This window comes from Oceanicaulis sp. HTCC2633, from assembly GCF_000152745.1.
Lineage (GTDB): Bacteria > Pseudomonadota > Alphaproteobacteria > Caulobacterales > Maricaulaceae > Oceanicaulis.
The window spans coordinates 388,181-414,590 of sequence record NZ_CH672428.1 but is presented as its reverse complement, the minus strand read 5'-3'; the positions used below and the strand labels follow the sequence as shown (position 1 = coordinate 414,590).

At 62.6% G+C, this 26,410-nt stretch carries 28 protein-coding genes and 1 tRNA gene; 7 read left to right on the top strand and 22 right to left on the bottom strand.

The genetic code is table 11. The annotated features are described in order from the left end of the window. Positions 1-2 precede the first annotated feature (2 nt). Together glpX and OA2633_RS02090 are read right to left on the bottom strand one after the other, a co-directional pair. The gene (gene glpX / locus OA2633_RS02095) at positions 3-962 is read right to left on the bottom strand and encodes a class II fructose-bisphosphatase (RefSeq protein ID WP_009800824.1); all 960 of its coding nucleotides are present in this window, start codon (positions 960-962) and stop codon (positions 3-5) included. A 38-nt stretch (positions 963-1,000) separates the two neighbouring features. After that, the gene (locus OA2633_RS02090; RefSeq protein WP_009800823.1) at positions 1,001-1,306 is read right to left on the bottom strand and encodes a hypothetical protein; all 306 of its coding nucleotides are present in this window, start codon (positions 1,304-1,306) and stop codon (positions 1,001-1,003) included. A gap of 96 nt (positions 1,307-1,402) precedes the next feature. Between OA2633_RS02090 and phaC the strand changes: the two genes are divergently transcribed. After that, on the top strand, positions 1,403-3,442 hold the full coding sequence (gene phaC / locus OA2633_RS02085) for a class I poly(R)-hydroxyalkanoic acid synthase (protein WP_009800822.1): 2,040 nt from the start codon (positions 1,403-1,405) through the stop codon (positions 3,440-3,442). Here the strand turns inward: phaC and OA2633_RS02080 are convergent. Further along, complete coding sequence (locus OA2633_RS02080) at positions 3,439-4,065, bottom strand: bifunctional 2-polyprenyl-6-hydroxyphenol methylase/3-demethylubiquinol 3-O-methyltransferase UbiG (RefSeq protein ID WP_009800821.1); 627 nt, start codon at positions 4,063-4,065, stop codon at positions 3,439-3,441. The two genes, phaC and OA2633_RS02080, sit on opposite strands and share 4 nt — an antisense overlap. Before the next feature lie 104 nt (positions 4,066-4,169). Here OA2633_RS02080 and OA2633_RS02075 point away from each other — a divergent pair, with 104 nt between their 5' ends. Then, entirely contained in the window at positions 4,170-5,075 is a 906-nt protein-coding gene (locus OA2633_RS02075; RefSeq protein WP_040612364.1) for a LysR family transcriptional regulator, read from the top strand. A gap of 51 nt (positions 5,076-5,126) precedes the next feature. Next, positions 5,127-6,554, top strand: coding sequence for an alkaline phosphatase PhoX (locus OA2633_RS02070; protein ID WP_009800819.1), 1,428 nt, complete (start codon positions 5,127-5,129; stop codon positions 6,552-6,554). Between the two features lie 66 nt (positions 6,555-6,620). Here the strand turns inward: OA2633_RS02070 and OA2633_RS02065 are convergent, their stop codons facing one another. From OA2633_RS02065 to rplM, 3 genes are all read right to left on the bottom strand, one after another. After that, a complete protein-coding gene (locus tag OA2633_RS02065) occupies positions 6,621-7,451 on the bottom strand; it encodes a TauD/TfdA family dioxygenase (protein ID WP_009800818.1) in 831 nt (276 codons plus the stop codon). Between the two features lie 129 nt (positions 7,452-7,580). After that, positions 7,581-8,084 (bottom strand): 30S ribosomal protein S9, encoded by a 504-nt coding sequence (gene rpsI / locus OA2633_RS02060; protein WP_009800817.1) that lies wholly within the window; start codon positions 8,082-8,084, stop codon positions 7,581-7,583. 5 nt (positions 8,085-8,089) lie between these two features. Then, entirely contained in the window at positions 8,090-8,554 is a 465-nt protein-coding gene (gene rplM / locus OA2633_RS02055) for a 50S ribosomal protein L13 (protein ID WP_009800816.1), read from the bottom strand. Positions 8,555-8,816: 262 nt separating this feature from the next. Here rplM and OA2633_RS02050 point away from each other — a divergent pair, with 262 nt between their 5' ends. Then, on the top strand, positions 8,817-9,842 hold the full coding sequence (locus OA2633_RS02050; RefSeq protein ID WP_009800815.1) for a hypothetical protein: 1,026 nt from the start codon (positions 8,817-8,819) through the stop codon (positions 9,840-9,842). Here the strand turns inward: OA2633_RS02050 and OA2633_RS02045 are convergent. Next, a complete protein-coding gene (locus OA2633_RS02045) occupies positions 9,839-10,924 on the bottom strand; it encodes a COX15/CtaA family protein (RefSeq protein WP_009800814.1) in 1,086 nt (361 codons plus the stop codon). The genes OA2633_RS02050 and OA2633_RS02045 overlap by 4 nt on opposite strands. A gap of 162 nt (positions 10,925-11,086) precedes the next feature. On the opposite strand from OA2633_RS02045, the gene OA2633_RS02040 reads away from it, so the two are divergent. Next, on the top strand, positions 11,087-12,268 hold the full coding sequence (locus OA2633_RS02040) for an acyl-CoA dehydrogenase family protein (protein WP_156776046.1): 1,182 nt from the start codon (positions 11,087-11,089) through the stop codon (positions 12,266-12,268). Between the two features lie 29 nt (positions 12,269-12,297). After that, positions 12,298-13,422 (top strand): acyl-CoA dehydrogenase family protein, encoded by a 1,125-nt coding sequence (locus OA2633_RS02035; protein WP_009800812.1) that lies wholly within the window; start codon positions 12,298-12,300, stop codon positions 13,420-13,422. A gap of 58 nt (positions 13,423-13,480) precedes the next feature. Here OA2633_RS02035 and OA2633_RS02030 read toward each other — a convergent pair whose 3' ends face one another. The 8 genes from OA2633_RS02030 to OA2633_RS01995 all read right to left on the bottom strand — a co-directional run bounded on the left by OA2633_RS02030 (position 13,481) and on the right by OA2633_RS01995 (position 19,162). After that, the gene (locus tag OA2633_RS02030; RefSeq protein ID WP_040612913.1) at positions 13,481-14,005 is read right to left on the bottom strand and encodes a MarR family winged helix-turn-helix transcriptional regulator; all 525 of its coding nucleotides are present in this window, start codon (positions 14,003-14,005) and stop codon (positions 13,481-13,483) included. A gap of 145 nt (positions 14,006-14,150) precedes the next feature. Further along, positions 14,151-15,248 (bottom strand): serine hydrolase, encoded by a 1,098-nt coding sequence (locus OA2633_RS02025; protein ID WP_009800810.1) that lies wholly within the window; start codon positions 15,246-15,248, stop codon positions 14,151-14,153. Positions 15,249-15,402: 154 nt separating this feature from the next. Next, positions 15,403-15,480: transfer RNA gene (locus OA2633_RS02020), tRNA-Pro, on the bottom strand. Between the two features lie 126 nt (positions 15,481-15,606). Further along, positions 15,607-16,101 carry a MerR family transcriptional regulator gene (locus OA2633_RS02015; RefSeq protein WP_009800809.1) on the bottom strand — a complete coding sequence of 165 codons (495 nt, stop codon included), beginning with the start codon at positions 16,099-16,101 and terminating at the stop codon, positions 15,607-15,609. A gap of 9 nt (positions 16,102-16,110) precedes the next feature. Then, complete coding sequence (locus OA2633_RS02010; RefSeq protein ID WP_009800808.1) at positions 16,111-16,413, bottom strand: integration host factor subunit alpha; 303 nt, start codon at positions 16,411-16,413, stop codon at positions 16,111-16,113. Between the two features lie 91 nt (positions 16,414-16,504). Next, positions 16,505-17,473 carry a beta-ketoacyl-ACP synthase III gene (locus OA2633_RS02005; RefSeq protein ID WP_009800807.1) on the bottom strand — a complete coding sequence of 323 codons (969 nt, stop codon included), beginning with the start codon at positions 17,471-17,473 and terminating at the stop codon, positions 16,505-16,507. Next, entirely contained in the window at positions 17,470-18,528 is a 1,059-nt protein-coding gene (gene plsX / locus OA2633_RS02000; protein WP_009800806.1) for a phosphate acyltransferase PlsX, read from the bottom strand. The genes OA2633_RS02005 and plsX overlap by 4 nt, the downstream gene beginning before the upstream one ends. A gap of 100 nt (positions 18,529-18,628) precedes the next feature. Further along, positions 18,629-19,162 carry a ubiquinol-cytochrome C chaperone family protein gene (locus tag OA2633_RS01995; RefSeq protein ID WP_009800805.1) on the bottom strand — a complete coding sequence of 178 codons (534 nt, stop codon included), beginning with the start codon at positions 19,160-19,162 and terminating at the stop codon, positions 18,629-18,631. A 127-nt stretch (positions 19,163-19,289) separates the two neighbouring features. Here OA2633_RS01995 and OA2633_RS01990 point away from each other — a divergent pair, with 127 nt between their 5' ends. Beyond that, a complete protein-coding gene (locus OA2633_RS01990; protein ID WP_009800804.1) occupies positions 19,290-19,787 on the top strand; it encodes an outer membrane protein assembly factor BamE in 498 nt (165 codons plus the stop codon). A gap of 73 nt (positions 19,788-19,860) precedes the next feature. On the opposite strand, the gene OA2633_RS01985 is transcribed toward OA2633_RS01990, so the two are convergent. The 7 genes from OA2633_RS01985 to OA2633_RS01955 all read right to left on the bottom strand — a co-directional run bounded on the left by OA2633_RS01985 (position 19,861) and on the right by OA2633_RS01955 (position 26,407). Further along, the gene (locus OA2633_RS01985; RefSeq protein ID WP_009800803.1) at positions 19,861-22,011 is read right to left on the bottom strand and encodes a sodium-translocating pyrophosphatase; all 2,151 of its coding nucleotides are present in this window, start codon (positions 22,009-22,011) and stop codon (positions 19,861-19,863) included. A gap of 166 nt (positions 22,012-22,177) precedes the next feature. Beyond that, complete coding sequence (locus tag OA2633_RS15990) at positions 22,178-22,708, bottom strand: hypothetical protein (RefSeq protein WP_156776044.1); 531 nt, start codon at positions 22,706-22,708, stop codon at positions 22,178-22,180. Between the two features lie 23 nt (positions 22,709-22,731). Further along, positions 22,732-23,742 (bottom strand): thiamine-phosphate kinase, encoded by a 1,011-nt coding sequence (gene thiL / locus OA2633_RS01975; protein WP_009800801.1) that lies wholly within the window; start codon positions 23,740-23,742, stop codon positions 22,732-22,734. Next, positions 23,732-24,208 (bottom strand): transcription antitermination factor NusB, encoded by a 477-nt coding sequence (nusB, locus tag OA2633_RS01970; protein WP_009800800.1) that lies wholly within the window; start codon positions 24,206-24,208, stop codon positions 23,732-23,734. Before nusB ends, thiL begins: the two co-directional genes overlap by 11 nt. Further along, positions 24,208-24,645: a 6,7-dimethyl-8-ribityllumazine synthase gene (locus OA2633_RS01965; protein WP_009800799.1), complete on the bottom strand. Its 438-nt coding sequence runs from the start codon at positions 24,643-24,645 to the stop codon at positions 24,208-24,210. Before OA2633_RS01965 ends, nusB begins: the two co-directional genes overlap by 1 nt. Positions 24,646-24,656: 11 nt before the next feature. Next, positions 24,657-25,778: a 3,4-dihydroxy-2-butanone-4-phosphate synthase gene (gene ribB, locus OA2633_RS01960; protein WP_009800798.1), complete on the bottom strand. Its 1,122-nt coding sequence runs from the start codon at positions 25,776-25,778 to the stop codon at positions 24,657-24,659. Continuing rightward, positions 25,775-26,407 carry a riboflavin synthase gene (locus OA2633_RS01955; protein WP_009800797.1) on the bottom strand — a complete coding sequence of 211 codons (633 nt, stop codon included), beginning with the start codon at positions 26,405-26,407 and terminating at the stop codon, positions 25,775-25,777. Before OA2633_RS01955 ends, ribB begins: the two co-directional genes overlap by 4 nt. Positions 26,408-26,410 lie beyond the last annotated feature (3 nt).

Sequence of the window (26,410 nt, the reverse complement as noted above, 5' to 3'; positions counted from 1 at the left end):
GCTCAAGACTGGTGCGGACGCCGCGTGGTGATGATGCGGCGCAGACCCGAAGCGGACGAGAAGACCAGAGACTGGGTTTCCACATAGCCCGGACCGAAGGTGACGCCGGACACCATGTCGCCGTTCGTGACGCCGGTGGCGATGAACAGGCAATCCTGGGAGGCGAGCTCTTTCAGGGAATACTTGCGGTCGAGATCGGCGATGCCGACGCGCTTGGCGCGTTCACGCTCGTCATCGGTGCGGAAGTGCAGACGGCCCTGCATCTGACCGCCCAGGCACCGCAGCGCCGAGGCGCTCAGAACGCCTTCGGGCGCGCCGCCGCGACCGATATAGATGTCGGCTTCGCCGTCAGGATCGGCGGCGTTGATGCAGCCGGCCACATCGCCATCGGTGATGAAGTTCACGCGCGCGCCGGTCGAGCGGATCGATTCGATGATGTCTTCATGGCGCTCACGGTCGAGGACGCAGGCGGTCATGTCGGACGGGTTGACGCCCTTGGCTTTCGCCATCGCCTTGATGTTGTCCGCCGGGCTGGCGTCGAGATTGATGACGCCCTCGGGATAGCCGGCCCCGATGGCGATCTTGTCCATATAGGTGTCCGGCGCATGCAGCAGGCCGCCGCGCGGCGCCAGCGACAGCACGGCCAGCGCGTTCGCCATGCCCTTGGCGGTCAGGCTGGTGCCTTCGAGCGGATCGAGCGCAATGTCGATTTCGGGGCCCTCGCCCGTGCCGACTTCCTCGCCGATATAGAGCATGGGCGCTTCATCGCGTTCGCCTTCGCCAATGACGATGCGGCCTTTCATCGGCGTCGCGTTCAGGCCAGTGCGCATGGCGTCCACGGCGGCCTGGTCAGCGGCGATCTTGTCGCCCCGACCCACAAGGGCGGATGCGGCGATGGCGGCCTTCTCGGCGGCGTTCAGCGCATCAGTAACCAGGCGATCCAGGGCGAAACCATCAGACATGGGGCGTCTTCCTTCAGGCAATCAGGATGTAAACGTTGTTATTGGGGGACTTGCGCGCGCTCGCGCTGTTCAGCGGCATAGCGTTCGGTATCCGGATCGGGGCCGCGAAGGGCGTCGCCCTCGTCCAGCACCTCCTGGCCGGTTTCGACCACCTGGGCTTCCAGCGCGGTCAGGGTCTCGCGTTCATCAGGCGACAGGCGCAGGGTCTGCACATAGACCGGCGCGTCGGCAGGCGGCTGAGCGGCCAGGGCGTCATCGGTCCAGCGCGGATCCTGTCGGGCCGGCGCCATCATGCAGCCCGCCATCAGAAGCGGCGTCACGAACAGAAATGTTTTTTGCAGCATCTTGGCCTTCCAGCGACCTACTGACCGTTGGACGCGGTCGAGGCTTTCTATACGCTTTGTCCCGTGGCTGTCACCCACTGTAAGGAGTCCGGGCGAATGACAACGCGCAAATCCTCTTCTTCCTCCTCTGATGGTTCGTCCTCAGAGCCGAAAAAGACCGCGACTCCCAAGGCGACCAGGCGCAAAACGGCCTCAGGGACAGCGACCCAGAAGGCCGCGACGCGCAAGAGCGCGACTTCGAAGCGTGACGCCAAGCCCAAATCCAAGGCGCAGTCGAAGACCGCTGACGCGCCGCAACCTGACCCTGCAGCCTCGCCTGAGCGCGGAACAGACCCGTTCCTGGGCACGCTGTCGGACGAGAATCTGCAAAGCCTTGAAGAGATGTCGCGGCGCGTGCTGCAGGCCTCGATCAAGGGACAGAAACTGATGAGCGACGCCATGAAGCGTTCGCTTGAGGGCGATCCCAAGATGGCGCCCCAGATCGATCCCATGCACGCCAATCCGGAGATGCTGCAAGCCTGGGAGCACATCCTGTCCGATCCCGAGCTGATCATGCAGGCCCAGGCCGATCTCTATGCCGGGTATCTGGACCTCTGGTCGAACGCGACCCGCCGGATGATGAGCGGAGAGACGACACAGCCCGTCATCGAGCCCGACCCGTCCGACAAGCGCTGGAAATCGAGCACCTGGAGCGAGCATCCGCTGTTTGACGCCATGAAGCAGTCCTATCTGCTGAACCAGCGCTTCCTGATGGGGCTGGTCGATGGCGTCAAAGGCGTGGACGAGACCACAAAACGCAAGGTCCATTTCCTGACCCAGCAGATGGTGGACGCCCTCGCCCCCACCAATTTCGCGCTGACCAATCCTGAGGTTCTGGAAGAAACGTTCAGGACTCGCGGCGAGAACCTCACGCGCGGGCTGATGCGGCTGGTGGAAGATCTCGAGCGCGGAGACGGCCGTCTGGCGCTGAGCCAGACCGACATGACCGGCTTTGAAGTGGGCAAGGATATCGCGACCACGCCCGGCGAGGTGATCTACCGCAACCGGGTGATGGAGCTGATCCAGTATGCGCCCGCCACCGAACAGGTGCGCCAGCGGCCGCTGCTGATCGCGCCGCCCTGGATCAACAAGTTCTACATTCTCGACCTGCGGCCCCAGGGCTCGATGATCCGCTGGCTGACCGAGCAGGGCTTCACCGTCTTCCTGATCTCCTGGGTCAATCCGGACGCCTCTCTGAAGGACGCAACCTTCGAGGATTATATCCGCGAAGGGCTTTATGAGGCTCTGGACGTGGTCGAGGAGGTCACCGGCGAACATCAGATCGACACGGTGGGCTATTGCATTGGCGGGACCATGCTGGGCTCGGCGCTGGCGCTGATGGCGGCGGAAGGTGATGACCGCATCGCGTCCGCCACCTTCTTCGCCGCCCAGCACGATTTCAAGCTGGCGGGCGATCTTCTGGTGTTCGTGGATGAGGAATGGATCGGCGAGATCTCGCGCCTGATGGACGCCCAGGGCGGCGTGCTGGACGGCCGCACCATGTCGGACACTTTCAACATGCTGCGCTCGAACGATCTCGTCTGGTCCTTCGTCATCAAGAACTACCTTCTGGGCAAGGAGCCGCAGGCGTTTGATCTTCTGTACTGGAACGCCGACCAGACGCGGATGCCCAAGACGCTGCACCTGTTCTATCTCAACGCCTTCTATCGCCAGAACCTGTTGTCTGAAGGCAAGCTGGAGCTGGGCGGGCATGTGCTGGACATGAAGGATGTCACCATCCCGATCTTCATGCAGGCGAGCCAGATGGACCACATCGCCCCGGCCGACAGCGTCTATCGCTCCGCGCAGCTCTTCGGCGGGCCGGTGGAGTACATGATGGCGGGTTCGGGCCATATCGCCGGCGTGGTGAACCATCCTGACGCCAGGAAATACCAGCACTGGACCAATAGCGCCCTGCCCGAGACCCGCGAGGCCTGGATGGAGGGCGCGACCGAGAACCCCGGCTCCTGGTGGCCGCATTGGCGTGACTGGCTGATGACCCAGTCCGACGAGATGGTTCCGGCTCGCGCGCCGGGCGGCGGCGTACGTGAACCGCTCTGCCCGGCGCCGGGTGAGTATGTGCGGGTCCGCAGCTAGGCGGCTGTCTTGCGAGCGATCAGGAAGACCACCGGCGTTTTCGCCGGCTTGAAGCGGTATTCGATCTCGAAACCGGACGCGCGCAACTCCTCGGCCAGTCGCGTTTCCTTGAAGATCTGAAAATCCGGCCAGGCACGGAACAGGCGCATGACCGGCTTGATCAGCGCCAGAAAGGCCATGCCGTCGCCCAGACAGGCCGTGCTGGTGATGAAGACGCCGCCGGGCTTGAGCAGATCACGGCTCAGGCGCATGGCCGCCTGACGGTCCGGAACCAGATGCAGGACATTGAGCGCCAGCACCACGTCAAAGCTCTCGTCCCGTTCATGCAGATCGGCGACGTCAGTCGCCTCGAACCGGATATTGTTCACCCCGGCTTCCGCCGCCCGTTCCCGGGCGATGGCGATCATCTCGTCGGACAGGTCCGTGGCCACGATCTCGCGCACATGGGGCGCATGCAGGATCGCTGTCGATCCGGTCCCGCAGCCATACTCCAGAACACGGCTTTCAGGCGTGAAATGCGCGCGCGTCTTTTCCAGCTTGTGCTCATAGCTCGTCTGATCGGCGATAGGGTCCTGCGCGTATTTTCGCGCAATGCGATCCCAGAAGGCTTTATCCTGCGACATGGATGAGGTCCTGACCGTCCTGTTCTGTTGTTATCCCTGACCGATGCCCGGTCATCGTCTATTTGAATATTGATGAAATGCGCGCATCTGATATACGCTTTTCGATGAAATGGTCAGCTGTCGATCTGGACTGGAATCAGGTTCGCGCCTTCCTTGCCACCGCCCAGGAAGGTTCGTTTTCGGCCGCCTCTCGCGCTCTGGGGCTAACCCAGCCCACCCTGTCGCGCCAGGTGAGCGCGCTCGAAGCCCATCTTGGTGTGACGCTGTTTGAACGCGGCACGCGAAGCATGGCGCTGACCGAAGCCGGTCAGGCCCTGCTGTCGCCTGCGAAGGTGATGCTGGATGGGGCGCTCGACCTGTCGCTGGCGGCGGAGGGCCGCTCCACCTCCATGCAGGGCAAGGTCTCCATCACAGCGACCAGCCTGTTCGCCATGAGCTATCTGCCGCCCGTGATCGAGGCCCTCAGGCACAGGGCGCCGGAGCTGACGCTGGAGGTCATCGCCTCCAACTCACTGCAAGATCTGCGACGACGCGAAGCCGATATCGCCGTTCGCCATGTGCGTCCCTCCGAGGATGAACTCATCGGCAGGCTAATCGGCGAACACACGGCCGGCCTTTACGCCTCACAGGGCTATGTTGAGCAACGCGGCGCTCCCTCTGCGCTTGCGGACATCCATGGCCATGATTTCCTGGGGTTCGACAATCTTGATCAGGCGCTGGAGGTCTATCAGCAGCTCGGGCTGAAGGTGACGCCGGATCAGCTGCGTGTCTTCAGCGGCCATGGCGAGGTTCTGTTGGCGATGGTGCGTCAGGGTCTTGGGCTGTGCATCCTGCCCGATGGTGAGTTCTGCGAGGGTCTGGAGCCGGTGCTGGCAGACCAGGTCCGGGTCGATTTCCCGGTCTGGCTGGTCACCCATCGCGAGCTTCAGACCAATCCGCGTATCCGTCTGGTTTTTGACGCCCTAGCAAAAGCGCTGACGGAACGTCTGACCGATAAGCCAGTGTCATAAAACCAGCCTAGGATCAGAGCTCGTTACTGAATAACAGCGAACGGATATCCCATGTCCCTCTCCCGTCGCCGCTTCCTGTCCAATGCCGCCGCCGTCAGCGCCGCCTTTGGCGCCTTGCCGCTTCTGAGCGCTCGCGCTCAGGCGCAAGCCGCAGGCTATCTCAATCAAGTGGCCGGGTTCGGCCCGCTCGAGACGGATCCGAACGGATTATTCGATCTGCCGGCAGGGTTTGATTATGTGACGCTGTCGGAAACCGGCGAGCCCATGGACGATGGCTTGATCGTGCCGGGCGATCATGACGGCATGGCCTGTTTCCCCGGCCTTGAAGACGGTCAGGTCATTCTGGTGCGCAATCACGAAATGTCGCCGGACGAGGCTGACAAGTCCGCCTTCGGAGAGGATGGCGAACGCCTGTCCGCGATCGACGTCGGCAAGCTCTATGACCATGAAGACGGCGCGCTGACCCATCTGGGCGGCACGACGACGATCCATGTGGACCTCGCCAGCCGCCGCGTTGTGCGGCAATTCCTGTCGCTCGGCGGCACAGAGCGCAATTGCGCCGGCGGGCCGACGCCCTGGGGCAGCTGGATCACGTGTGAGGAAAGCCTGACCCAGGCGGGGCCCGGTTATGGCGCGCGCGATCATGGCTATGCCTTTGAAGTGCCCGCTCAGGCGACGGAGCTGGTGCGCGCCGAGCCCCTGACCGCCATGGGGCGGTTCAATCGCGAAGCCTGCGCCACGGACCCGCGCACCTCGATCGTCTACCAGACCGAGGATGCGCGTCCATCGCTGATCACCCGCTTCATCCCGAATGTTCCCGGGCAGCTTCACGAAGGCGGCCGCCTGCAAGCGCTCATGATCTCCGGCCAACCGGGTCTCAACACCAACAATTGGGACGCGCACGCCCAGACTGTCGCCGTGGGCGAAACCCTGGCGGTGGAATGGATCGACGTTGTTGACGGGCATAACCCGAACAATGACCTCGCCAGCCGCATGGTGGACGCCGGGGCCGCCAACTTCACCCGCGGCGAAGGCATGTGGTTCGGCGACAATGAAGTCTTCTTCTGCTGCACGGATGGCGGACCGGAACATATCGGCCAGATCTGGCGCTATCGCCCCTCTCCACTTGAAGGCCAGGACGGCGAAACCGCTCAGCCGGGCGAGCTGACCTTGCTGGTTCAGACCACTGACGAGCGCGTGCTTGAGAAGTGCGACAACATCACGGTCGCGCCCTGGGGCGATCTCGTCGTGGTCGAGGATGGCGATAACGAGCAATTCATTCGCGGAATCACGCCCGATGGCCGCGTCTACACGATCGGTCGCAACGCCGCGTCGGACGTCGAGGGCGAGTATAGCGAGATCACCGGACCCTGCTTCTCGCCGGACGGGTCCACCCTGTTCTTCAACGTGCAGAACGGTCCAGGCCGCACCTTCGCCGTCAAAGGCCCCTGGGCGACACGGTCTCTGGCGGACGCCTAAGCAACGGTTCAAAAAAGACTTTTGTCGAACGGGCGGCGCTCTTTGGCGTCGCCCGTTTTTGATGTGTCAGTAAAGCGTGATCCGGTGCAGCTCGCGGCGATAGCCTTCATACCCGCCGGTCGCCTTGTGGACGACGCTGCGATTGTCCCACATCACCAGCATGTCCGTTTCCCATTTCTGGGCGAAAACGAACTCGGGCCGCGATTGCCACTCATTGAGCTCCAGGATCAGTTCCAGCGCTTTGTGATCGTCCACGCCTTCAAATCCGATCCAATAGCCGATCCCGCTGAGCAGGCCACGTCGTCCGGTTTCCGGATGTGCGGGAACGAGCGGATGGGTGAAGCGCACATGCTCGGCCTCGGCTGACGGGCGGATATCCATCGCGCCATTCTTGCTGACATCGCCATAGGCGCCCTTGAGCGAATAGCCCATCACCGGGGAATGGATGGCCTGAAGATCTGCAAACCGGGCCCGCATCTCGTCGGGCATGGCCTCGAACGCCAGATGCTGGTTGGAGAACAGCGTGTCGCCGCCCACGGGCGGGATGTCGAGACTGTAGAGCACCGTGCCCTTGGGCGGCTGGGCCAGAAAGCTCCAGTCCGAATGCCAGTGCTCGGCGAAGATCGGGTTGGTCTCGTCCGCCTCCCGTTTCACCGCTGCGATATGGGTGCGACCCGGAATAGGGTTGAAATACGGATCCTCGCCAAACCGCCCGAATTGTTGGCAGAAGGCTTCCAGCTGGTCGTCATCCAGCTTCTGATCGGGAAAGGCGAGCACATGATGGTCCAGCCAGGCGGCGTGGATCTCGTCGATCTCGCTGTCTGATAATGGCCTGGACAGGTCCACGCCACGTACCTCTGCGCCGCAGGACCCGCCACTTGGCGTCACCTCGATCATGATCGTCTCCTCCCTTGTGCATTTTGGAGGATGAGAGCATGAGCGCACCCGTCTTGGAAGCGCGGCGCAAACGAAAAAGGGCGGCTCGACTGAGCCGCCCTTTGACGTAATCGGATCGGAAAGATCGTCCTAGCGCTTCGAGAACTGGAAGCTGCGACGGGCTTTCTTGCGGCCGTATTTCTTACGCTCGACCACGCGGGAGTCGCGGGTGAGGAAGCCGCCAGCCTTGAGCACGCCGCGCAGGGACGGCTCGAAATAGGTCAGCGCACGGGAGATGCCGTGACGGACCGCGCCGGCCTGGCCGGACAGACCGCCGCCCTTGACGGTGCAGTACACGTCGAACGCATCGGCACGGTCAGCAGCCTCAAACGGCTGGGCGATCATCATGCGCAGCACCGGACGTGCGAAATACACTTCCTGGTCGCGGCCATTGACGATGATCTTGCCGGAGCCCGGCTTGATCCAGACGCGCGCGGTGGCGTCCTTACGACGACCGGTCGCATAGGCGCGGCCAAACTCGTCGAGTTTCGGCTCAGCCAGAACTTGTTCTTCCGGAGCTTCCGGAACGATGTCGGAGCCTGCGTCCTGCAGAGCGGACTTCAGGTCTTCCAGGGAACGAGCTTCATCAGCCATGTTCATTAGCCCCGCGCGTTCTTGGTGTTCATGGACTTGAAGTCGACGACTTCAGGGTTCTGCGCTTCATGCGGATGCTCCGCGCCAGCGTACACGCGCAGTTTGGAGAACTGCGAACGTGCGAGCGGGCTTTCTTTCGGAAGCATGCGCTTGACGGCCATCTCGACCACGCGCTCGGGGAAACGGCCTTCCAGCACTTTGCGCGGAGAGGTTTCCTTGATGCCGCCCGGGTGACCGGTGTGGCGATAGTAGCGCTTGTCCTGGAACTTGCGGCCCGTGAACACCACCTTGTCGGCGTTGATGACCACAACGTGGTCGCCGGTGTCGACGTGCGGGGTGTAATCAGGGCGGTGCTTGCCGCGGAGACGCGTGGCGATGTACGCAGCCAGGCGACCAACAATGGCCCCTTCGGCGTCAATCACGACCCACTTTTTCTCGACGTCCGCGGGCTTGGCGGTAAAGGTCTTCATCGCTCTGCCTTGGTGTCCGTTTTCACGCGCCAGGGCCCATCCCTGTCGCGAAGGTGGGCGGCTTCTACGCGCGCCAGACAGTCACGTCAACACCTGTTGTGAAATTAGCTGTTTTTCAGGTACTTAGAAATACGGTATCTTATTACCGCACTTAGAAAAGGCCGTTGAAATCACAAGGCTGCAGCCGTTGTGTGACGCCATGACGGATTGCATATACTGTGCGCCGACACGCGTTTTCGCCCTGTTTGAGCCGAGGCTGACCATGACCGCACGCCGTACCCGTCTTCTTCTGTCTGCTGCACTGTCCGGCGGCCTGCTCCTGATGGCGGGCTGTGAGGCGCCCGCGCCCGAGAACGAAGACAATGACGTGACCGTAGAGACCCGGAACGCGATGGTGACCGGCGCCTTTGAAACGGCGGGACGGGCTGAATCCCTGATCTTCCTGCCCAATGACGACGCGCCCTGGACCGGTCTGCTGGCGTCCTCTCTCACGGGCGGCGGCTTTGACGTCTACAATATCGATGGCGAAACGATCATCAGCGCTGCGGGTCCTGAACTGCGCGGTCTGGCCGGCGTCTCGAACTTCGCCTTGCGCGGCGAAACCTTTCCGCTGCTGTTCGGCATTGATGACATGGGCGCACTGCGCGGCTTCGTGATCGTGCGCGAAACCCGGGAAGTGATCGAACTGCCGCTGGAAAGCGAGGCCGCCCTGTCCACCGCGGCCGGCGTCTGCCTGTTCAGCCAGGGCATTGGCTATGTCGAGCTCGCGGTGCTGGGCGAAGACGCGGAAGCCCGCATCGTGCGCGTGCGTGACGCTGGCGGCGCCGGTCTGTCCGTGGAGGAACGCGCAGCGCGCACCCTGCCCTTCCCGGCGCGCTCCTGCGCCGCCGCCGAGGACGATCTCCTGGTCGCCGGCCCGACCGCCGGTCTGGCCCGGGTGACGCCGGAGAGCGCCCAGTCCGCCTTCGCCGCCGGGCTCTCCGTCGCGGATGTCTCCTATACCGAATTGCTGGGCCGTCCGGTGGCGCTGATCGCTTCCGCCCAGACCGGATTGGTCTCGGTCTATGACGCGCGATCCCTGGATCTGATCGTGGACGTGCAGTTCGAGGACGGCCTCAGCGCTCCGGCCTTCGAACGCCCGACCGCCCTCGCCGTCACCGAAGCCAATTACGGCGGCATGGCGTTCTCGAGCGGCATCATGGCGGTCTATGACGCAGCCGATTCCAGCGTCAAGCTGGTCGCCCGTGAAGTCCTGTCGCGCACCGTGGTGAGCGGAGACGAGGCCTAGGCCTCGTTCTTCGCCAGTTCAGGCTCCACCAGAACCGCGCCCCGTGCGGCGGTCCAGGCCAGCGCGCCGCTGGTCAGGAACAGGATGATGCCGCCGGCCTGGTGCATCAAAGACAGCGACAGCGGCGCCACATGGATCAGCGTGATGATCCCAAGCGCGACCTGCACCAAAAGCGCTGCGGAGACCACCACGCCCATGCGCTTGAGCTCCACGGCTGGGCTCCTGATCATCCGCCAACCCAGCCAGAGACCGCCCACAAACAGGATGTAGGCGAACCAGCGGTGCTGGAACTGGACGGCCGGGCGGCTCTCAAAGATCGCCTGCCAGAAGGGCATGCCGCTCAGATAATCGTCCGGGATCAGCTGACCGTAAAAGCCCGGCCAGGTATTGAAGATTCGTCCCGCATCCAGCCCCGCCACGAAGGCGCCAAGCGCAATCTGAAACAGCACAGCGCCCCAGAAAATCGCTGCGGGCCGGAACAGTCTTGATCGTGTGAGCGCTTGCGCCTGCCCGTAGCGCAGCTCCAGCGCCGTCCACAGCGTCAGCCCCAGGATCAGGAAGGCCATGCTGAGATGTGTGGCGAGCCGGTACTGACTGACGTCGAGACGGTCCACGAGGCCCGAAGACACCATCCACCAGCCGATCGCGCCCTGAAGACCGCCCAGACCGAACAGCACCCAAAGGCGCGGCAGAAGCCGTTTCGGCGCCTGCCTGGTGAACAGGAAGAACATGAAGGGCGCGAAATAGACGAGGCCCAGCGTCCGCCCGAGCTGGCGATGACCCCATTCCCACCAGTAGATGAACTGGAACTCGGCCATGGACATGCCGCGGTTCTGTTCCTGGTATTCGGGGGTCTGGCGATATTTCTCGAGCTCGACCTCCCAGCCTGCCTCGGTCAAGGGCGGGATCGCGCCGGTCACGGGCCGCCATTCGGTGATCGAGAGACCTGAGTCTGTCAGACGGGTCGCTCCGCCCACGATGATCATCGCGCAGACGAACAGCCCCACCACCACCAGCCACCAGAACATGCCGCGATGTGTGTCAGCGGCGGTGAAGGGCTTGGGAAGCGCGTGCGTCGTCATCTCGGATCCTGATCGAACAAGGCGTCATGCTAGCTACATATCCGACGGACGCGCGGGGGCAAGTGACGGCTGCGGCGACATGCCAGTGCTGCAGGCGCAAAACAGGGCTGGTCATGAACTCCTTAGCGCCTTACCTTTCTTTCAAAACCAAGGGAGGAGCGCATCATGTCGCTTGAGAATTTCCGCAAGGAAACAAAAGATTGGCTCGAGGCCAACTGTCCCCAGGGCATGCGTCAGCCGATCAAGTCCGAAGCCGATATCTGCTGGGGCGGCCGCAACTGGACCTTCGCCAGCGAAGACCAGAAAGTCTGGCTCGAGCGCATGGCCGAGCGCGGCTGGACCTTGCCGACCTGGCCCAAGGAATATGGCGGCGGCGGCTTGAGCAAAGAAGAAGCCTTTGTCCTCAAAGAGGAAATGAAGGCGATCAATGCGCGCTCCCCGCTCGACAGCTTCGGCATCTGGATGCTGGGCCCGGCGCTGTTGAAATACGGCACGCATGAGCAGAAGCTCGAATTCCTGCCGCCGATCGCGCGCGGCGAAATCCGCTGGTGCCAGGGCTATTCCGAGCCGGGCGCCGGTTCTGACCTGGTCTCCCTGCGCACCAAGGGCGTGCTCGAGGGCGATCATTACACCGTCAATGGCCAGAAGGTCTGGACCTCCTACGCGGACAAGTCCGACTGGATCTTCGCGCTGGTCCGCACCGAAGCGGATGCGCCCAAATACAATGGCATTTCCTTCCTGCTGATCGACATGGACCAGCCGGGCGTCACAACCAAGCCGATCAAGCTGATCTCGGGCAAATCGCCCTTCTGCGAGACCTTCTTTGATGATGCGAAGGCGCTGGTGAAGAACCGCGTCGGCGAGGCCGGCCAGGGTTGGGAAATCGCGAAATACCTTCTCAGCCACGAACGCGCCGGCATCGTCTCCGAAGCCGCCTTCGGCGGTCTCAACCCGGTCACCGCCGCGCATCAGTCCGGCGAAGTGGATGCGGACGGCAAGATGTCCGACCCGATCCTGCGCGGCGATGTGGCCCGCCTGACCATCGATGGTCTGGCGTTCGACGCCACGATGCGCCGGGTGAAGGAAGAAGCGGACCATGGCGAAGGCGTGGGGGCGCGCGCCTCGCTTCTCAAATACATGGGCACGGAACTGAACAAGCGCCGCAACGAGCTGAACATGTCCGCCCTGGGCTATGACGGCTTGCTGTGGGAAGGCGAGAAGGAGAGCGACGGCGAGGTCGCGCGCTCCTGGTTGCGCTCGCGCGCCAACTCCATCGAGGGCGGCACCAGCGAGATCAACCTCAACATCGTCGCCAAGCGCGTTCTGAACCTGCCGGGCGCCTAGGCGCACCTTAGAACTCAAGGACTTTATCGATGAGCTTTGTTCTCAACGAAGACGAGCAGATGCTGCGCGATTCCGCGCGCGCCTTCCTCGCCGAATCCGCTCCCGTCACCGCCCTGCGCGCCCTGCGCGATGAAAAAAGCCCGACGGGCTTCTCCTCCGAACTCTGGTCCTCCTTTGCGGAAATGGGCTGGTCCGGCGTTCTGGTCAGCGAGGACCATGGCGGTGTGGACATGGGCTATGCTGCAGCCGGCCTGGTGCTGGAGGAGATGGGGCGCACCCTCGCCTCCTCGCCCTTCCTGTCGACCTCGGTTCTGGCCGCGACCGCCTTCAACCTCGCGGGCACCGACGCGCAGAAATCCAAATGGCTGCCCAGGATCGCGGCGGGCGAGACGGTAATCGCCATCGCGCTCGACGAGCGGGCCCGACACAACCCCGACCACATCGAGACGCGTGCAAAGAAAGACGGCAACGGCTTTGTTCTGTCTGGCAAAAAGCGTTTCGTGAATGAGGGCGCCGGCGCAGACCTCCTGATCGTCGTAGCCCGTATGGATGACGATCAGATCGGCCTCTTCATGGTCGATCCGAAAGCGAACGGCGTCTCTCGCGAGGACCGCCGTACGGTAGACAGCCATGTGCCCGCCGACTTCACCTTTGATGATGTGAAGCTTGATGGCGACGCCTTCCTGTCCGGCGCTGACGATTCAGACGCCGCCTATCGTCGCCTTCTGGATGCAGGTCGCGCCTGTCAGGCGGCGGAATCCCTCGGTGTGGCCGAACAGGCGTTTGACGACACCATCGCCTATATCTCCGAGCGCGAGCAGTTCGGCGTGCCGATCTCGAGCTTCCAGGGCCTGCAGCACCGCGCGGCCCATTTGCTGGGCGAGCTGGAACTGGCGCGTTCGCTGGTGCGCCGGGCTCTGACGACGCTGGATACCCAGCCGAGCCAGGCGCCGCTCTGGTGCGTGGCGGCGAAAGCCAAGGCCACCCAGGTGTCCCGTCTGGCCGCCGCCGAAGGCATCCAGATGCATGGCGGCGTCGGCATGACCGACGAATACGATATCGGCCTTTACTACAAGCGCGCGCAGGCCGCGGGCGAGTTCCTGGGCGATGACGCGTTCAATGCCGGCGAAGTCGCCCGGATGAGCGGTTACTAGACGCTGCAGACGTCTGAAGAAAAGGGCGGGCCCGCATCACGGTCCCGCCCTTTTCATGTCAGCCAGCCTCTGTCTCGCTGTCAGGCTCTGATCCTGACTGGTCGTACTCGTAAAGATGCTTCATCTCGCCCGCGGCCAGAATCGGCGAGGCGTCGATATCCTTGGCGTCCATGAGCTCGGCGACCCGCTGGACCGAAGCGATCAGCATGTGCTGCTCCCAGCTCGGCAATTCGCGAAACGCGCGCAGGAACCCCGCCTGAAGCAGCTCCGGAGCGCCCTGGGCCTTCTCCAGACCCAGCGAGGTCAGCCCCACCAGCACCACGCGGCGGTCGCTTTCAGACCTCCGACGCTCCACCAGCTTCTGCGCTTCCAGACGATCCAGGATGGATGTGACGGTCGCCTGGCTGAGCGACACCACGCGGGCGATGGCGCTCGGCGCAAGCTCACCGCGTTGTCGCAGGGACTGCAGCACCACCAGCTGGGGCGCGGTCAGCCCGGAACTTTTCACCAGGCGTTTGGAGTGGATATCGATCGCACGCGTGATACGGCGCAGAGCGATCAGGATCTCATCGTAATCAGACATCGAACCCATCATGAGCATGCGCGAACGCAAAAAGACTGTTTCGGCTTATCACGAGTTTGTTCGGAAAGGAAAAGTTGGATTGATGAAGGTTAAATCCGCCACCCATTCCTGATCCCCGGACATGCCTGAGCCTTGGCGCATTCCGTCAGTCATCATAGCGCAAACGCGCAATGATCGCGTTTGAAGCGCCGTTCAGGTCCGCCTGGGCGGTCGGGCTGACAGAAGGGGTCACCATGAAAATGCCCAATCCCGCTTCGGGATAAATGGAAATCCAGGCGGAAGTCCCGAACGTGCCGCCGCCATGATAAAGCTGACCGACGGTGTCGAGTCTGAACGTGTTCCAGATATAGGCGCGTCCAAGTCCGTCGGGTTCGCCAACCAGCAATGTGACTGCGTCCCGCGCCAGCGGCTCCTCACTGGTCAAATAATAGCGCATATATCGGCCCATATCCGGAGCCGTGGACTTCAAACCGCCTGCCGGATTGAAATACATGGATGCATCCGGAGCCTGGTCGCCGTCGGCCTGCTGTCCAACTTGCCAGCGTGCATGCTGTTCTGGCGTGAGTGCACTGTAGGTTTCCGTCTGGCCTGTGCGTGGAAAGACCCGTTCGGTCAGGAGCTCATCAAAGGAGGTCTCGTAGACACGCTCCAGTATCAGCCCAAGAAGCCGCACAGCTGCATTGGAATACCGATATTGCTCACCCGGGACCGAGAGAAGTTCCATGGACCGCAAACGATCCACAAGATCACTCTGGTCATGGTCCAGAAAACAGGCGAGCAAAGCATCGGGGGTCTGATCAGGGGCGTCGCACGCGAGATCCTGAGGCATGCCGGAGACATGGGTCGCAAGATGTCGGATCGTGGCGTGCTCGCCGTTTTTCGAGAACACCCCTGGATCCAGTTCCGGCATATACAGCGCAACAGGATCATCCAGAGCGAGCAGCCCGTCAGAGACAGCCAGCGCCAATAGCAGGCCGGTATGTGTCTTGGTCAGGGAACCGATATCATACAGTGTCTCATCATCGGGGCCCGAGCCATCGGACAGCCGTCCAAAATGATAGGTTGCATTCTCACCCTGCTCAACGATCGCCACGGATACAGAAGCAAATCCGGTCTGCGCCATCATGGCCTCGACTTCTTCGCGGACGATCTCGGCCAGATTTTCAGATTGCGCTTCTGTCAGTGATGCGGTGCTCAGTATCACCAAGAGCGCGAGCGTTATGGCCTGCGTGAGAAATCGCATCCGTCTCTTCCTGTGTTCATCGTTTTGAACCCTCGCTCAAACGAGCAGAATTTCAGACGCGGATACCAGAAGACAACGCACTGATCTTCTCACAGTGTCGTCATATGTTTCGTGAACTTGGGGAAGACAAATCAGAAGTCTTCGAAAAGGGAAATGGTCGGAACGGCGAGATTTGAACTCGCGACCCCTGGTCCCCCAGACCAGTGCGCTAACCGGGCTGCGCCACGTTCCGACTTTCCTGTCTCCGAACAGGTCCCGGCGTCCGGAGAGGTGGGATGTATAAGGGGCAAGACGCCGTCAGGCAACCATTCTGCGCGGTCTGCTGCAGAGCTGATTGCAGCCCGAAAGCCATCGCGAGTCAGGCGGTTTTCTCAAGCACGCCGCTCAGACGCGCACGCGCTTGTTCAAGCCGGGACAAAGCTCGCCGCGCGAGATTGATCTGGCTCTCTGACAGAGCGACCGGCTCGCCGTCATGAATCGGAGCCGTCTGCACCGGGACCTCAGCCTGAACGGGCGCCTCGGACTGTTGCGACTCTACGGTCGGCTTCAGGTCCTGTGCGGGATCCGGGCTCGGCGTCTCGGCGTCGGCCAGGGATGCAACCGCAGCGACGCCATGTTCGCGCAGATATTTCTGAGCGCCCTTGATGGTGTACCCGTCATCATACAGCAGACGGCGCAGACCCTTGAGCAGCAACACGTCCTGGCGGCGATACATGCGCCGTCCGCCGGCGCGCTTGACGGGTTTGAGCTGTGCAAACTTGCTTTCCCAGAACCGCAGGACGTGAGGCGGCAGTCCGGCCTCCTCCCCGGCTTCGGATATGGTCCGGTAGGCGTCAGGCGATTTCTCGCTCATGGGCGGGTCCTATTTGGACAGGGCGGCGTCCACCCGGTCCTTGAGCACTTGCGAGGGTTTGAAGACCAGCACGCGGCGCGGCTCGATCGGCACTTCCTCACCCGTCTTGGGATTGCGTCCGACGCGGCCCGTCTTGTCGCGCAGGAGAAACGATCCGAATGAGGAAAGCTTCACTGACTCACCGCCGACCAGCTTGTCGGAGATCATGTCGAGAACGGCTTCAACCAGCTCTGCGCTTTCGTGTCGGGACAGGCCGACTTCGCGGTGGACGGCATCTGACAAATCGGCGCGCGTGACGGTGTTCGAACCCATGTTGGCCCCCGTTTTAATGTCTGCGATGAAGACGTTACGTCGCAAACGCCATCATGGTCAACGTTAACCATAGGTCGGACAATGAACGCGCTTAATAACGCGCTAACGCGGCGCCCCAGGTGAAGCCGCCGCCAAGCGCTTCCATCAGCACCGTATCGCCCCGCTTGATGCGGCCGTCACGCACCGCAGCGTCAAAGGCCAGCGGGATGGAGGCGGCGGAGGTGTTGCCGTGCTCGGCCACGGTCGAGACAACCTGATCCACTGAAATGCCTAGCTTTTTCGCCACGCCCAGCAGGATGCGCTGATTGGCCTGGTGCGGCACGACCCAGTCGATATCCGCGATATCCACGCCGGTTTGCGCGCACAGCGTCGTCATGGCGCCGGAAATCTTCGTCACGGCGTGCCGGAACACCTGATTGCCCTGCATCCGCAGATGGCCAACGGTCTTCGTCCGGGACGGACCGCCATCGACGTAAAGAAGGTCGCAGTATTCACCGTCCGATTCCAGATAGGTCTTGAGCACGCCCTTGAACTCGGCCGGATCCCCCTCTTCCGCGGTCAGCACCATGGCGCCGGCTCCGTCGCCGAAGAGCACGCACGTGGTGCGATCGGTCCAGTCGAGAATGCGCGAGAAGGTCTCGGCCCCGATCACTAGCGCGCATTTGGCCTGTCCCGTGCGCAGGAAGCTGTCCGCCGTCGCCAGGGCGTAGAGAAAGCCCGAGCAGACCGCATGAACGTCGAAGGCGAAGCCCTGCTTGATGCCCAGCTTGTGCTGGACGATCGTCGCCGTGGCGGGAAAGGTCAGATCCGGCGTGGCTGTCGCCACAATGATCAGATCCACCTGGTCCAGGGACAGACCGGCCTGATCGACCGCCTTGCGCGCCGCCTGCACGCCAAGATCAGAGGTATATTCGCCGTCGGCTGCAATATGGCGCTTGGTGATGCCCGTCCGCTCGCGAATCCATTCGTCGCTGGTTTCGACAATCGCCTCCATGCCCTTGTTGGTCAGGACTTTCTCAGGCAGGTGCGAGCCGATCCCGGCGATGCGTGAATAGGTCAAGCGGTTTCCCCTTCGGACGCGGCGTCCGCTTCAAGCGCAGACAGACGTTCCAGATTCTGTTCGATCTCGGACAAAAAGCGGCTGTCCGCCATTTCGAGCGCAATGCGCAGCGAGGTGGCGAAACCAAGCGCATCCGTCCCGCCATGGCTTTTGACCACAACACCGTTCAGGCCCAGAAACACGCCGCCATTGACGTTGCGCGGATCCATCTTTGCGCGCAGCTGGCCCAGGGCCCCCAGGCTGAGAAGACCGGTCGCCAGCTTGGCGATGAAGGAGCTTGTGAGCGCCTCGCGCAGCCAGCCGCCCACAAGGCGCGCCGTGCCTTCGGCGGTCTTCAGCGCCACATTGCCCGTAAAGCCGTCCGTGACGACCACATTCGTGGTGCCCGCGGAAATGTCATCGCCTTCGATGAAGCCCTGATAATCAAGATCCAGCTCGGCTTCGCGGATCAGCGCGTCCGCATCGCGGATGGTCTGATCGCCCTTGAGCTCTTCCTGGCCCACATTCAGCAGGCCCACGGTGGGATGCTTCACGCCATGCACGGCGCGGTGAAAGGCCTCGCCCAGAACGGCGAACTCAACGAGCTGCGACGGCGAGCAGTCCACATTCGCGCCCACATCCAGAACGGTGGAGAAACCCTGCGGGGCCGGCCAGCTGGCGGCGATGGCGGGGCGGTGAACGCCCTTCTTCATGCGCAGCACCACCTTGGAGATGGCCATCAGCGCGCCGGTATTGCCGGCCGAAACCGCCACATGCGCCTCGCCCTCTTTCACGGAAAGAACGGCGTTCCACATGGAAGAGCCCCGCGCCCGGCGCACGGCTTCGGACGGCTTGGCGGACATGTCCACTTCACTGTCGGAATGGCGAATCTCGCAGGCGTCGGCCAGACCCTCATGGGCGGCCACAAGCGGGGCGATCTGAGCCTCGTCGCCATGAAGGATCAGCTTCACCGCTCGTTTGCGGCCTTTGAGAAACTGCGCCACGCCGTCAACAACGATCTTCGGCGCATCATCGCCGCCCATGGCGTCGATGGATAGGACCAACGGTGAGGTCATAGACAATCCGTCTTAAATCAACATACGCGCCGGCAAGCAGCCAGCGGCGCGCGAACCTTACTCATTGACCCTATCAATGCAAGAGAAGCGCTCCGCTTCCTCACAGGCGAGCATACCGGGGGGCTTCGCCTGCAAGGAGGCTCTCGATGGGTTGGTCACGCAGGCGTTCGGCGCTGTCCAGCGCATAGGCGGCCAGCCGATCACAGACCTCTGCGCTCAATGGACTTTCCTCAAAGAGATTGCGTTCTATGGCTTGAGCCAGAGCGCTCCGGTCTCCCTCGCTCAGGGGCGTTTCATAGGCCTTGGCGCGGCCATAGAAGGCCTCCCCCATGATCTTGATCTTCTTGCCGACGCTGAGATCGCCGGTCGCCATTTCTCGCAGGGCCGCATCCATGTCATCGAACATCACGTCAAAGACCAGCTGGGCGAGATCGCGGCCCGCCTCCTCGCCCTCGCGCAGGCGACGCATCAGCAGGACCGCGTGCAGCACGATCATGTCAAAGCGTCCGTCCACGCTGTCCTCAACCGCCTTGGGACCGTAGAACTCGGGAGACCGGGCGGCGCGCACGAGCGAGTCATACAGACGCCGCGCGATCTGTTTGCGGCGGTCTTTCCTGAACAGTCGGCTGAACATGTATTAACAGGCTCCCCTCACTGAGCGCTTGCGGCTATGGTTCCATCCGGTTACGTCAAGCAGATAGCCCTGCGCAAGCCGACTGACCACTGACGCCCGCGTCAAAGATGCCGTTATAGGAGCCCTTATGCGCCTCAGCCGAGCCATCCTCACCGCTACCGTCCTGATCAGCGCCGGACTGGTCTCGGCCTGCAATCCGACCCTGCGCAGTCACGGCTTCCGCTATCCGGACGGTGAAGTGCCCGAACTGACGGTCGGCGTGGACAGCCAGTCCACCGTCCTGGCGACCCTGGGCAATCCCTCCACCCGCGGCGCTTTTGAACAGGACACCTGGTATTACATTTCCGCCACCCGCGAATATCTCGCCTATCTGCGTCCGGACACGCGCGAACGCCGCATCATCGCCGTACGCTTTGACGAGAATGGCGTGGTGAGCGCGGTGGACGAATACGGCATGGAAGATGGCCGTGTCGTCGCCTTCGTGGATCGGGAAACCCCGACCCGCGGCCGCGAGCTGACCATTCTCGAACAGCTTCTCGGGAATGTGGGCCGTCTGCCGAGCGAACAGTTCGGCGGCGAGCAGAACCTGCCCGGCGGCGCCGGCGGTCCGCGCCCGGGCGGCTAGACGCTCCTTCACCCGAATACAAAAAACCCCCGACGCCAAACGCCGGGGGTTTTTCTTTGCGCCGTGTGACGGCCTAAAGGCCCGCCAGCACCGCCAGCATGAGCAAGGCCACGATATTGGTGATCTTGATCATCGGGTTCACAGCGGGTCCCGCCGTGTCCTTGTAGGGATCGCCCACGGTGTCGCCGGTCACTGCGGCCTTGTGGGCTTCAGATCCCTTGCCGCCATGATGGCCGTCCTCGATGTATTTCTTGGCGTTGTCCCAGGCCCCGCCGCCGGCGGTCATGGAGATCGCCACATAAAGGCCAGTCACGATCACGCCCAGCAACATCGCGCCCACGCTGGCCAGGGCCTCGGCCCGTCCTGCGATGGCGTTCACCACGAAGAACAGGACGATCGGGCTGAGCACCGGCAGGAGCGAGGGGATGATCATCTCCCGGATCGCCGCCTTGGTCAGAAGGTCCACCGCCCGGCCATAATCGGGCTTCACCTCGCCCTTCATGATGCCCGGCTCTTCACGGAACTGGCGACGCACTTCCTCGACCACAGCCTGGGCAGCCCGGCCGACCGCCGTCATCGACATGCCGCCAAAGAGGAAAGGCAACAGACCGCCGAACAGCAGGCCCACCACCACATAGGGGTTGGACAGCGAGAAATTCACCGTCAATCCGGCGAAGAACGGATAGGTCTCTGGATCGGAGGCGAAGAAAGCCAGATCCTCGGTATAGGCGGCGAACAGCACCAGCGCCCCCAGCCCGGCCGAGCCGATGGCGTAGCCCTTGGTGACCGCCTTGGTGGTGTTGCCGACCGCATCGAGCATGTCGGTGGTGTCACGCACCGCGCCTTCCAGCCCCGCCATCTCGGCAATGCCGCCGGCATTGTCGGTCACCGGGCCGAACGCGTCGAGCGCAACCACCATGCCTGCCAGCGCGAGCATGGTCGTCACCGCGATGGCGATGCCGAACAGGCCCGCCAGGTTGAAGGTGAGCATGATGGCGCCGATGATCACCAGCGCCGGCAGCGCGGTGGCTTCCATCGACACGGCAAGGCCCTGGATGACGTTCGCGCCATGGCCGGACTCCGACGCCTTGGCCACCGATTTCACCGGGCCGTAGTTCACGCCGGTATAGAATTCAGTGATCCAGACGATGAGACCCGTCACCGCCAGACCTGTCAGGCCGCAATAGAACAGCGACAGGGCGCTGATTTCGCGCCCCATGGCGGTCAGAACGGTAGAATCAAAGCCGAGAACGAAATGGGTCGCGATGCCCAGTCCGACAATCGAGAACAGCGCTGAGGCGAAAAAGCCCTTGTAGAGCGCGCCCATGACATTGGTGGAACCCTTGCCGAGCCGCACGAAGAACGCGCCCAGGATCGAGGCGACCATGCAGACACCGCCAATGGCGAGCGGATAGATCATCATCGCGTCGAGGGTGACAGCGCCCATGGCGTCGCGGAAATAGATCGAGGCGAGCACCATGGTCGCCACAATGGTCACCGCATAGGTCTCGAACAGGTCGGCCGCCATGCCAGCGCAGTCGCCGACATTATCGCCCACATTGTCGGCAATGGTGGCGGCGTTGCGCGGATCATCCTCGGGGATGCCCGCTTCGACCTTGCCGACCATGTCGCCGCCCACATCGGCGCCCTTGGTGAAGATGCCGCCGCCCAGCCGGGCGAAGATGGAGATCAGGGACGCGCCAAAGCCGAGGGCTACGAGACCATCAATGATTTCCCTGGGGTGTTCAGACGCGTTGAAGGACGCGCCCTGAGTGAGGAACAGATAATATCCGGTGACCGCCAGCAGCGCCAATCCCGCCACGAGCATGCCCGTGATCGCCCCGGCCCTGAACGCCATCGAAAGCCCGGCCTGCAGAGAATCCATCGCCGCCTGGGTGGTGCGCACATTCGCGCGGACCGACACAAGCATGCCGATGAAGCCTGCGGCACCGGACAGAAGCGCCCCGATCAGGAAACCGATGGCCACGACCGGACCGAGCAGGACGCCCACCAGAATCAAAATCGCCGCCCCAACGGCGGCGATCGTCATGTACTGGCGTTTGAGATAGGCGTTGGCGCCTTCCTGTATGGCGCTGGCGATTTCCTGCATGCGCTCTGTGCCGGCGCTGGCCGACAGAATGGAACGAATCTGGAAAGCCCCGTAGAGCACGGCCAACCCGCCACAGGCCAGCGAGATCCAGAGCCAGATAGTCACTGATTGCATGACACCCTCCCCGAGCGTCTGAGTACTGTTTTCACAGCCGCTTCAGAGACATGGGAACAAGCCCCAATGACCGGCGGCTTTTGCTTTGATAGCTAAAAGCCTAGTCACGCTTTTAAGGGGGATGCAACAGTAAAGAGAAATGCTGCAGCGCAGCTATACTCTCGGATCAGTTCATGGGCCGGATATCGGATCCCAGAAGATCCAGGCGCTCGATCTGAGCCGGATCAACGACTTCACCAAGGGCGCTCAGAAGAACTTCCCGGGTCGCTTCGCGATCAATCACACCCTGATCATCCATATGGAAGGGATGGCGATGGGCGGAGCGCACCATCACGTCGACCATGAAATGCAAGCGCTCGATGAATCGGGTCTCGCTGACGCCGCGCGCCAGACAAATCCGTGGCGTTACAAACGCATAGCCATAAAGATAGTGATGAGATTCAACCGGCACGACAATCGACGGCACATCCACATTACGCGGACAGGTTTCGTCCTCGCCAAACTCTCGCATCAGCGCCTGGGTCGCTTCCTCAACAGAGTTGTAGAGCGGCAGATCCGTGGACGCGACTGCTCCAGGCCCGGTGGAGCCGCCACCGCCCCCACCGCCGCCTCCGCCTCCGCCTCCACCGCCCCCGGCAAGCGCGGGGGTGGAGAGAGCGAGCGAAGCGCACAGTGCGTATGAGAGAATACGAATCATACGTCTTCCTTACGGGAGAAGCGTCAAAAATGCGTAAAGCCAAAAGACGAAGGCGAGAGCACCCGATTCTCCGCCGTGACAACGAGCTGGCCCGTAGACGATGGCGAGACGCAGACCTCGCCAAGGCGTGAAGCCTGAACGCCAAGCACCTGAACGGCTTCGATAAACGCCTGCGCTCTATCCTGAGGGATCGTCACAAGAAGCTCGTAGTCATCGCCCATCGACGCCAGCGTCATCAGCGCTTCGTCACGATCAGCCTGGCGCGACAGCCAGGCTTCAGCCGCCTCAGAACGCGGCATTTTGTCCAGATCAAGGGTCAGCGAGACGCCGGCCGCATGTGCAATATGGCGCGCATCCGAAAGCAGGCCGTCAGAGATATCAATTGCCGAATGTGCGAATGAACGCACCAGGGATGACAGGGCGCAACGCGGCTCCGGCAAGGTGAAGCGCTGATCGAGATAGGCCGCATCATCCTGATTCGGCGCATACTCGCCCTGACGAACGAGAAGCCCCAGGCCCGCATCCCCGATGGTTCCGGTCAAGATCGCTACATCGCCCGGCTTCGCGCCAGCCCGACGCACCGCCTGGCCCGTGGGAACGGCGCCAAACGCGGTGATCGAAATCATCCAGGGACCATCAGCGGACGTCGTATCGCCCCCGGCGAGATGAACACCGAACTCGGCCTGATCCAGCGCCAGCCCGTCTGCAAACCCCGTCATGCGCGCTTCACGGCCCGTTTCCGGCCAGACGACGCAGGCGAGATAGGCGTGAGGGTCCGCGCCCATGGCGGCGAGATCAGAGAGATTGACGCGCAATGCCTTGCGGGCTGCGAGCGCCGGATCTTCACGGAGGGGAAAGTGACGGCCTTCGACCAGCGTATCCGCCGTGATCGCCCATTCGCAACCCTCTGGCGGCGACAGGACAGCGCCATCATCGGTGAGGTTCGCCGCTCCGGGCAGGCCGACGCTGAGCGGGGCAAGGCGCGACCGGATGTATTCGAACTCGCCCTGCCCGCTCATCAGATCAGGCGTCACGCACCTGCTTGGCGAGCGCATCAAGCGTCGCGTTCACAAAGCCAGGCTCCGTGCCCTCAAAGAAAGCGTGCGCCACATCGACATATTCGTTGATCACAACGGCCGGCGGCACGTCCTTGCGCGCGATCAGTTCATAACCGCCCGCACGCAGGATGGCGCGCACGGTGGCGTCCAGACGCGACAGCTTCCAGCCTTCCTTCAGAACGCCGGAAATCCGCTTGTCCACATCAGCCTGAATGGAGACGATGCCCGTCACGAGGTTCTCGAAGAAGTCCTCATCGGTCTCCACATAATCACCCGGCTCATCTTCATAGCCAAAGCGATGATCGCGAAATTCCTTGACCACGGCTTTCGCGCCCGAGCCCGAGGTCTCCATCTGATAGAGCGCCTGAACCGCACTCAGCCGTGCGGAACGACGCAGGCGGGCCCGACGATCAGAAGCGGCTTCCTGGCTGGGATCGCTCATCAAGCCGCCCCGAACTTGCGTTTGAGTTCCAGAAGGGCCAGCGCGGCGTTGGCGGCATCGCCGCCCTTGTTCTTCTCATCCACATTGGCGCGAACGCGCGCCTGCTTGATGTTCTCGACGGTCAGAATGCCGTTGCCGACCGGAACGCCCTTGAGCGTCAGCTCCATCAGCCCGCGCGCAGATTCCCCGCAGACATAATCAAAATGGCTGGTCTCGCCGCGGATCACGCAGCCGAGCGCCACATAAGCGTCGTAAGGCGACTTGCCCTGTTCGGCGAGTGCGATGACGGCGGGAATTTCCAGCGCGCCCGGCACTTCCACGACGTCAGTAGTAACGCCGGAGGCGTCGCACGCGCCCTTGGCGCCGGCCACGAGTTGCTCGGTGATGTCTTCATAGAAAGGCGCTGCGATGAGCAGCACACGGGTTTCAGCGCTCACTCGCGCCTCCTTCAATCAAATTCGCGTTGCTCGACGACTTCAAGGCCGTAGCCGTCCAGCCCCACAATGTTTTGTGGCGTGGTGGACAAGAGGGTCATCTTGCGCACGCCCAGATCCAGCAATATTTGAGCGCCCAGCCCGTATTCCCGCAAGCGACGTTCTTCACGCGTATCGGGCGGATCTGACGGCGCTGCGCCAAAACGCTCGGTGATCGCAGCGCGATTGGTCTCGCGAATAAACACCATCACGGCCGGTCCGTCATGTTCTGAGAGCGCTTTCACGCCCTTATCCACCAGACCCGTGCGTCCGCCAAGCGCGCCCAGCACGTCATCAGCGAAGCTGACCTTGTGCATGCGCACGAGAGCGGGCGCGTCTGCTTTGATTTCGCCTTTATGCAGAGCCACATGCTCGACATTGTCCACTAGCGAGCGGAACACGGTCAGCTTGAAGGGGCCGCCCGCTTGGGTCGTCACCTCGGTATCCAGACGACGCTCGACAAAGCGATCATGCTGGCGGCGATAGGCGATCAGATCGGCGATCGCGCCGATCTTCATATTATGTTCCCTGGCGAACTCGATGAGGTCGGGAAGACGGGCCATGGTCCCGTCATCCTTCATGATTTCGCAGATCACGCCCGCCGGGTTCACGCCCGCCAGGCGCGCAATATCCACGGCGGCTTCCGTATGACCCGCGCGAACCAGCACGCCGCCATCACGCGCGACCAGCGGGAAGACGTGCCCCGGAGAGACCACATCTTCAGAGCCCTTGGACGGGTCGATCGCGGTCGCAACCGTCAAGGCGCGGTCGTGGGCGGAAATACCGGTGGAGATACCTTCGCGGGCCTCAATCGAAACAGTGAAATTGGTGGAGTGGCGCGACTGGTTGCGCTGGCTCATGAAGGGCAGCTGCAAGGTCTTTGCGCGGTCCTGGGTCATGGACAGACAGATCAGGCCGCGACCATAGCGCGCCATGAAGTTGATCACATCGGGGGTCGCGAACTGGGCGGGAATGATCAGATCGCCTTCATTTTCGCGATCCTCGGCGTCCACCAGAATGAACATCCGGCCGTTGCGGGCTTCCTCGATGATCTCCTCGACCGGGGAGAGCGCGGATTGGGGGGCGGATTCGCTCACGACTGGACCTCATTGTTAGTGGGCGCGACGTCTCGCGCCTGCATCAGACGGGCGGCGTAGCGCGCCATCACATCGACCTCAAGGTTTACCCGTGTCCCAGCCTGCAAAGCTCCCAAAGTTGTGACTTCGGCGGTGTGCGGGATGATCATCAGTTCGAATTCGTCTCCCTCGACCCGGTTCACGGTCAGCGAGACGCCATCCACCGCGATCGAGCCCTTGTAGGCGATGAACGGGCTCAGATCGGTCGGAGCCTCCACGATGAAGCGGATCCAACCGTCCTCATCGGTTCGCGCCGTCACACGCCCCACCCCGTCCACATGACCCTGAACGATGTGACCGCCCAGCTCGTCGCCGACTTTCAGAGCCCGTTCGAGATTGACGCCGTCACCGGCTTTCCAGCTTCCGAGCGTCGTCTTGGACAGGGTTTCAGGGGAGACATCGAGATCATACTCCGCGCCCATTTGAGTCTTTCGACACGCCACAACGGTCAGGCACACGCCTGCATGAGCGATGGACGCGCCAAGCGCGATCGTGTCCGCGTCATAAGGGCTGGAGACGGTCATGCGGCGCACATCGCCGTCCTTGATAGACACGATCCGCCCCAGGGCGGAGACGAGGCCGGTGAACATCGG

Excerpts from the sequence above, each read along its gene's own strand:
- OA2633_RS02015 (WP_009800809.1), bottom strand. The coding sequence starts at position 16,101 with ATGAGCGAGAAATCGCCTGACGCCTACCGGACCATATCCGAAGCCGGG.
- OA2633_RS01985 (WP_009800803.1), bottom strand. The coding sequence starts at position 22,011 with ATGCAATCAGTGACTATCTGGCTCTGGATCTCGCTGGCCTGTGGCGGG.
- OA2633_RS02080 (WP_009800821.1), bottom strand. The coding sequence starts at position 4,065 with ATGTCGCAGGATAAAGCCTTCTGGGATCGCATTGCGCGAAAATACGCG.
- nusB (WP_009800800.1), bottom strand. The coding sequence starts at position 24,208 with ATGAGCGATCCCAGCCAGGAAGCCGCTTCTGATCGTCGGGCCCGCCTG.
- OA2633_RS15990 (WP_156776044.1), bottom strand. The coding sequence starts at position 22,708 with ATGATTCGTATTCTCTCATACGCACTGTGCGCTTCGCTCGCTCTCTCC.
- OA2633_RS01995 (WP_009800805.1), bottom strand. The coding sequence starts at position 19,162 with ATGTTCAGCCGACTGTTCAGGAAAGACCGCCGCAAACAGATCGCGCGG.
- OA2633_RS01990 (WP_009800804.1), top strand. The coding sequence starts at position 19,290 with ATGCGCCTCAGCCGAGCCATCCTCACCGCTACCGTCCTGATCAGCGCC.
- OA2633_RS02050 (WP_009800815.1), top strand. The coding sequence starts at position 8,817 with ATGACCGCACGCCGTACCCGTCTTCTTCTGTCTGCTGCACTGTCCGGC.
- OA2633_RS02035 (WP_009800812.1), top strand. The coding sequence starts at position 12,298 with ATGAGCTTTGTTCTCAACGAAGACGAGCAGATGCTGCGCGATTCCGCG.
- rplM (WP_009800816.1), bottom strand. The coding sequence starts at position 8,554 with ATGAAGACCTTTACCGCCAAGCCCGCGGACGTCGAGAAAAAGTGGGTC.
- plsX (WP_009800806.1), bottom strand. The coding sequence starts at position 18,528 with ATGACCTCACCGTTGGTCCTATCCATCGACGCCATGGGCGGCGATGAT.
- OA2633_RS02090 (WP_009800823.1), bottom strand. The coding sequence starts at position 1,306 with ATGCTGCAAAAAACATTTCTGTTCGTGACGCCGCTTCTGATGGCGGGC.
- phaC (WP_009800822.1), top strand. The coding sequence starts at position 1,403 with ATGACAACGCGCAAATCCTCTTCTTCCTCCTCTGATGGTTCGTCCTCA.
- OA2633_RS02075 (WP_040612364.1), top strand. The coding sequence starts at position 4,170 with ATGAAATGGTCAGCTGTCGATCTGGACTGGAATCAGGTTCGCGCCTTC.
- OA2633_RS02010 (WP_009800808.1), bottom strand. The coding sequence starts at position 16,413 with ATGGGTTCGAACACCGTCACGCGCGCCGATTTGTCAGATGCCGTCCAC.
- OA2633_RS02070 (WP_009800819.1), top strand. The coding sequence starts at position 5,127 with ATGTCCCTCTCCCGTCGCCGCTTCCTGTCCAATGCCGCCGCCGTCAGC.
- OA2633_RS01955 (WP_009800797.1), bottom strand. The coding sequence starts at position 26,407 with ATGTTCACCGGCCTCGTCTCCGCCCTGGGGCGGATCGTGTCTATCAAG.
- OA2633_RS02045 (WP_009800814.1), bottom strand. The coding sequence starts at position 10,924 with ATGACGACGCACGCGCTTCCCAAGCCCTTCACCGCCGCTGACACACAT.
- glpX (WP_009800824.1), bottom strand. The coding sequence starts at position 962 with ATGTCTGATGGTTTCGCCCTGGATCGCCTGGTTACTGATGCGCTGAAC.
- rpsI (WP_009800817.1), bottom strand. The coding sequence starts at position 8,084 with ATGGCTGATGAAGCTCGTTCCCTGGAAGACCTGAAGTCCGCTCTGCAG.
- OA2633_RS02025 (WP_009800810.1), bottom strand. The coding sequence starts at position 15,248 with ATGCGATTTCTCACGCAGGCCATAACGCTCGCGCTCTTGGTGATACTG.
- OA2633_RS02030 (WP_040612913.1), bottom strand. The coding sequence starts at position 14,005 with ATGTCTGATTACGATGAGATCCTGATCGCTCTGCGCCGTATCACGCGT.
- OA2633_RS02065 (WP_009800818.1), bottom strand. The coding sequence starts at position 7,451 with ATGATCGAGGTGACGCCAAGTGGCGGGTCCTGCGGCGCAGAGGTACGT.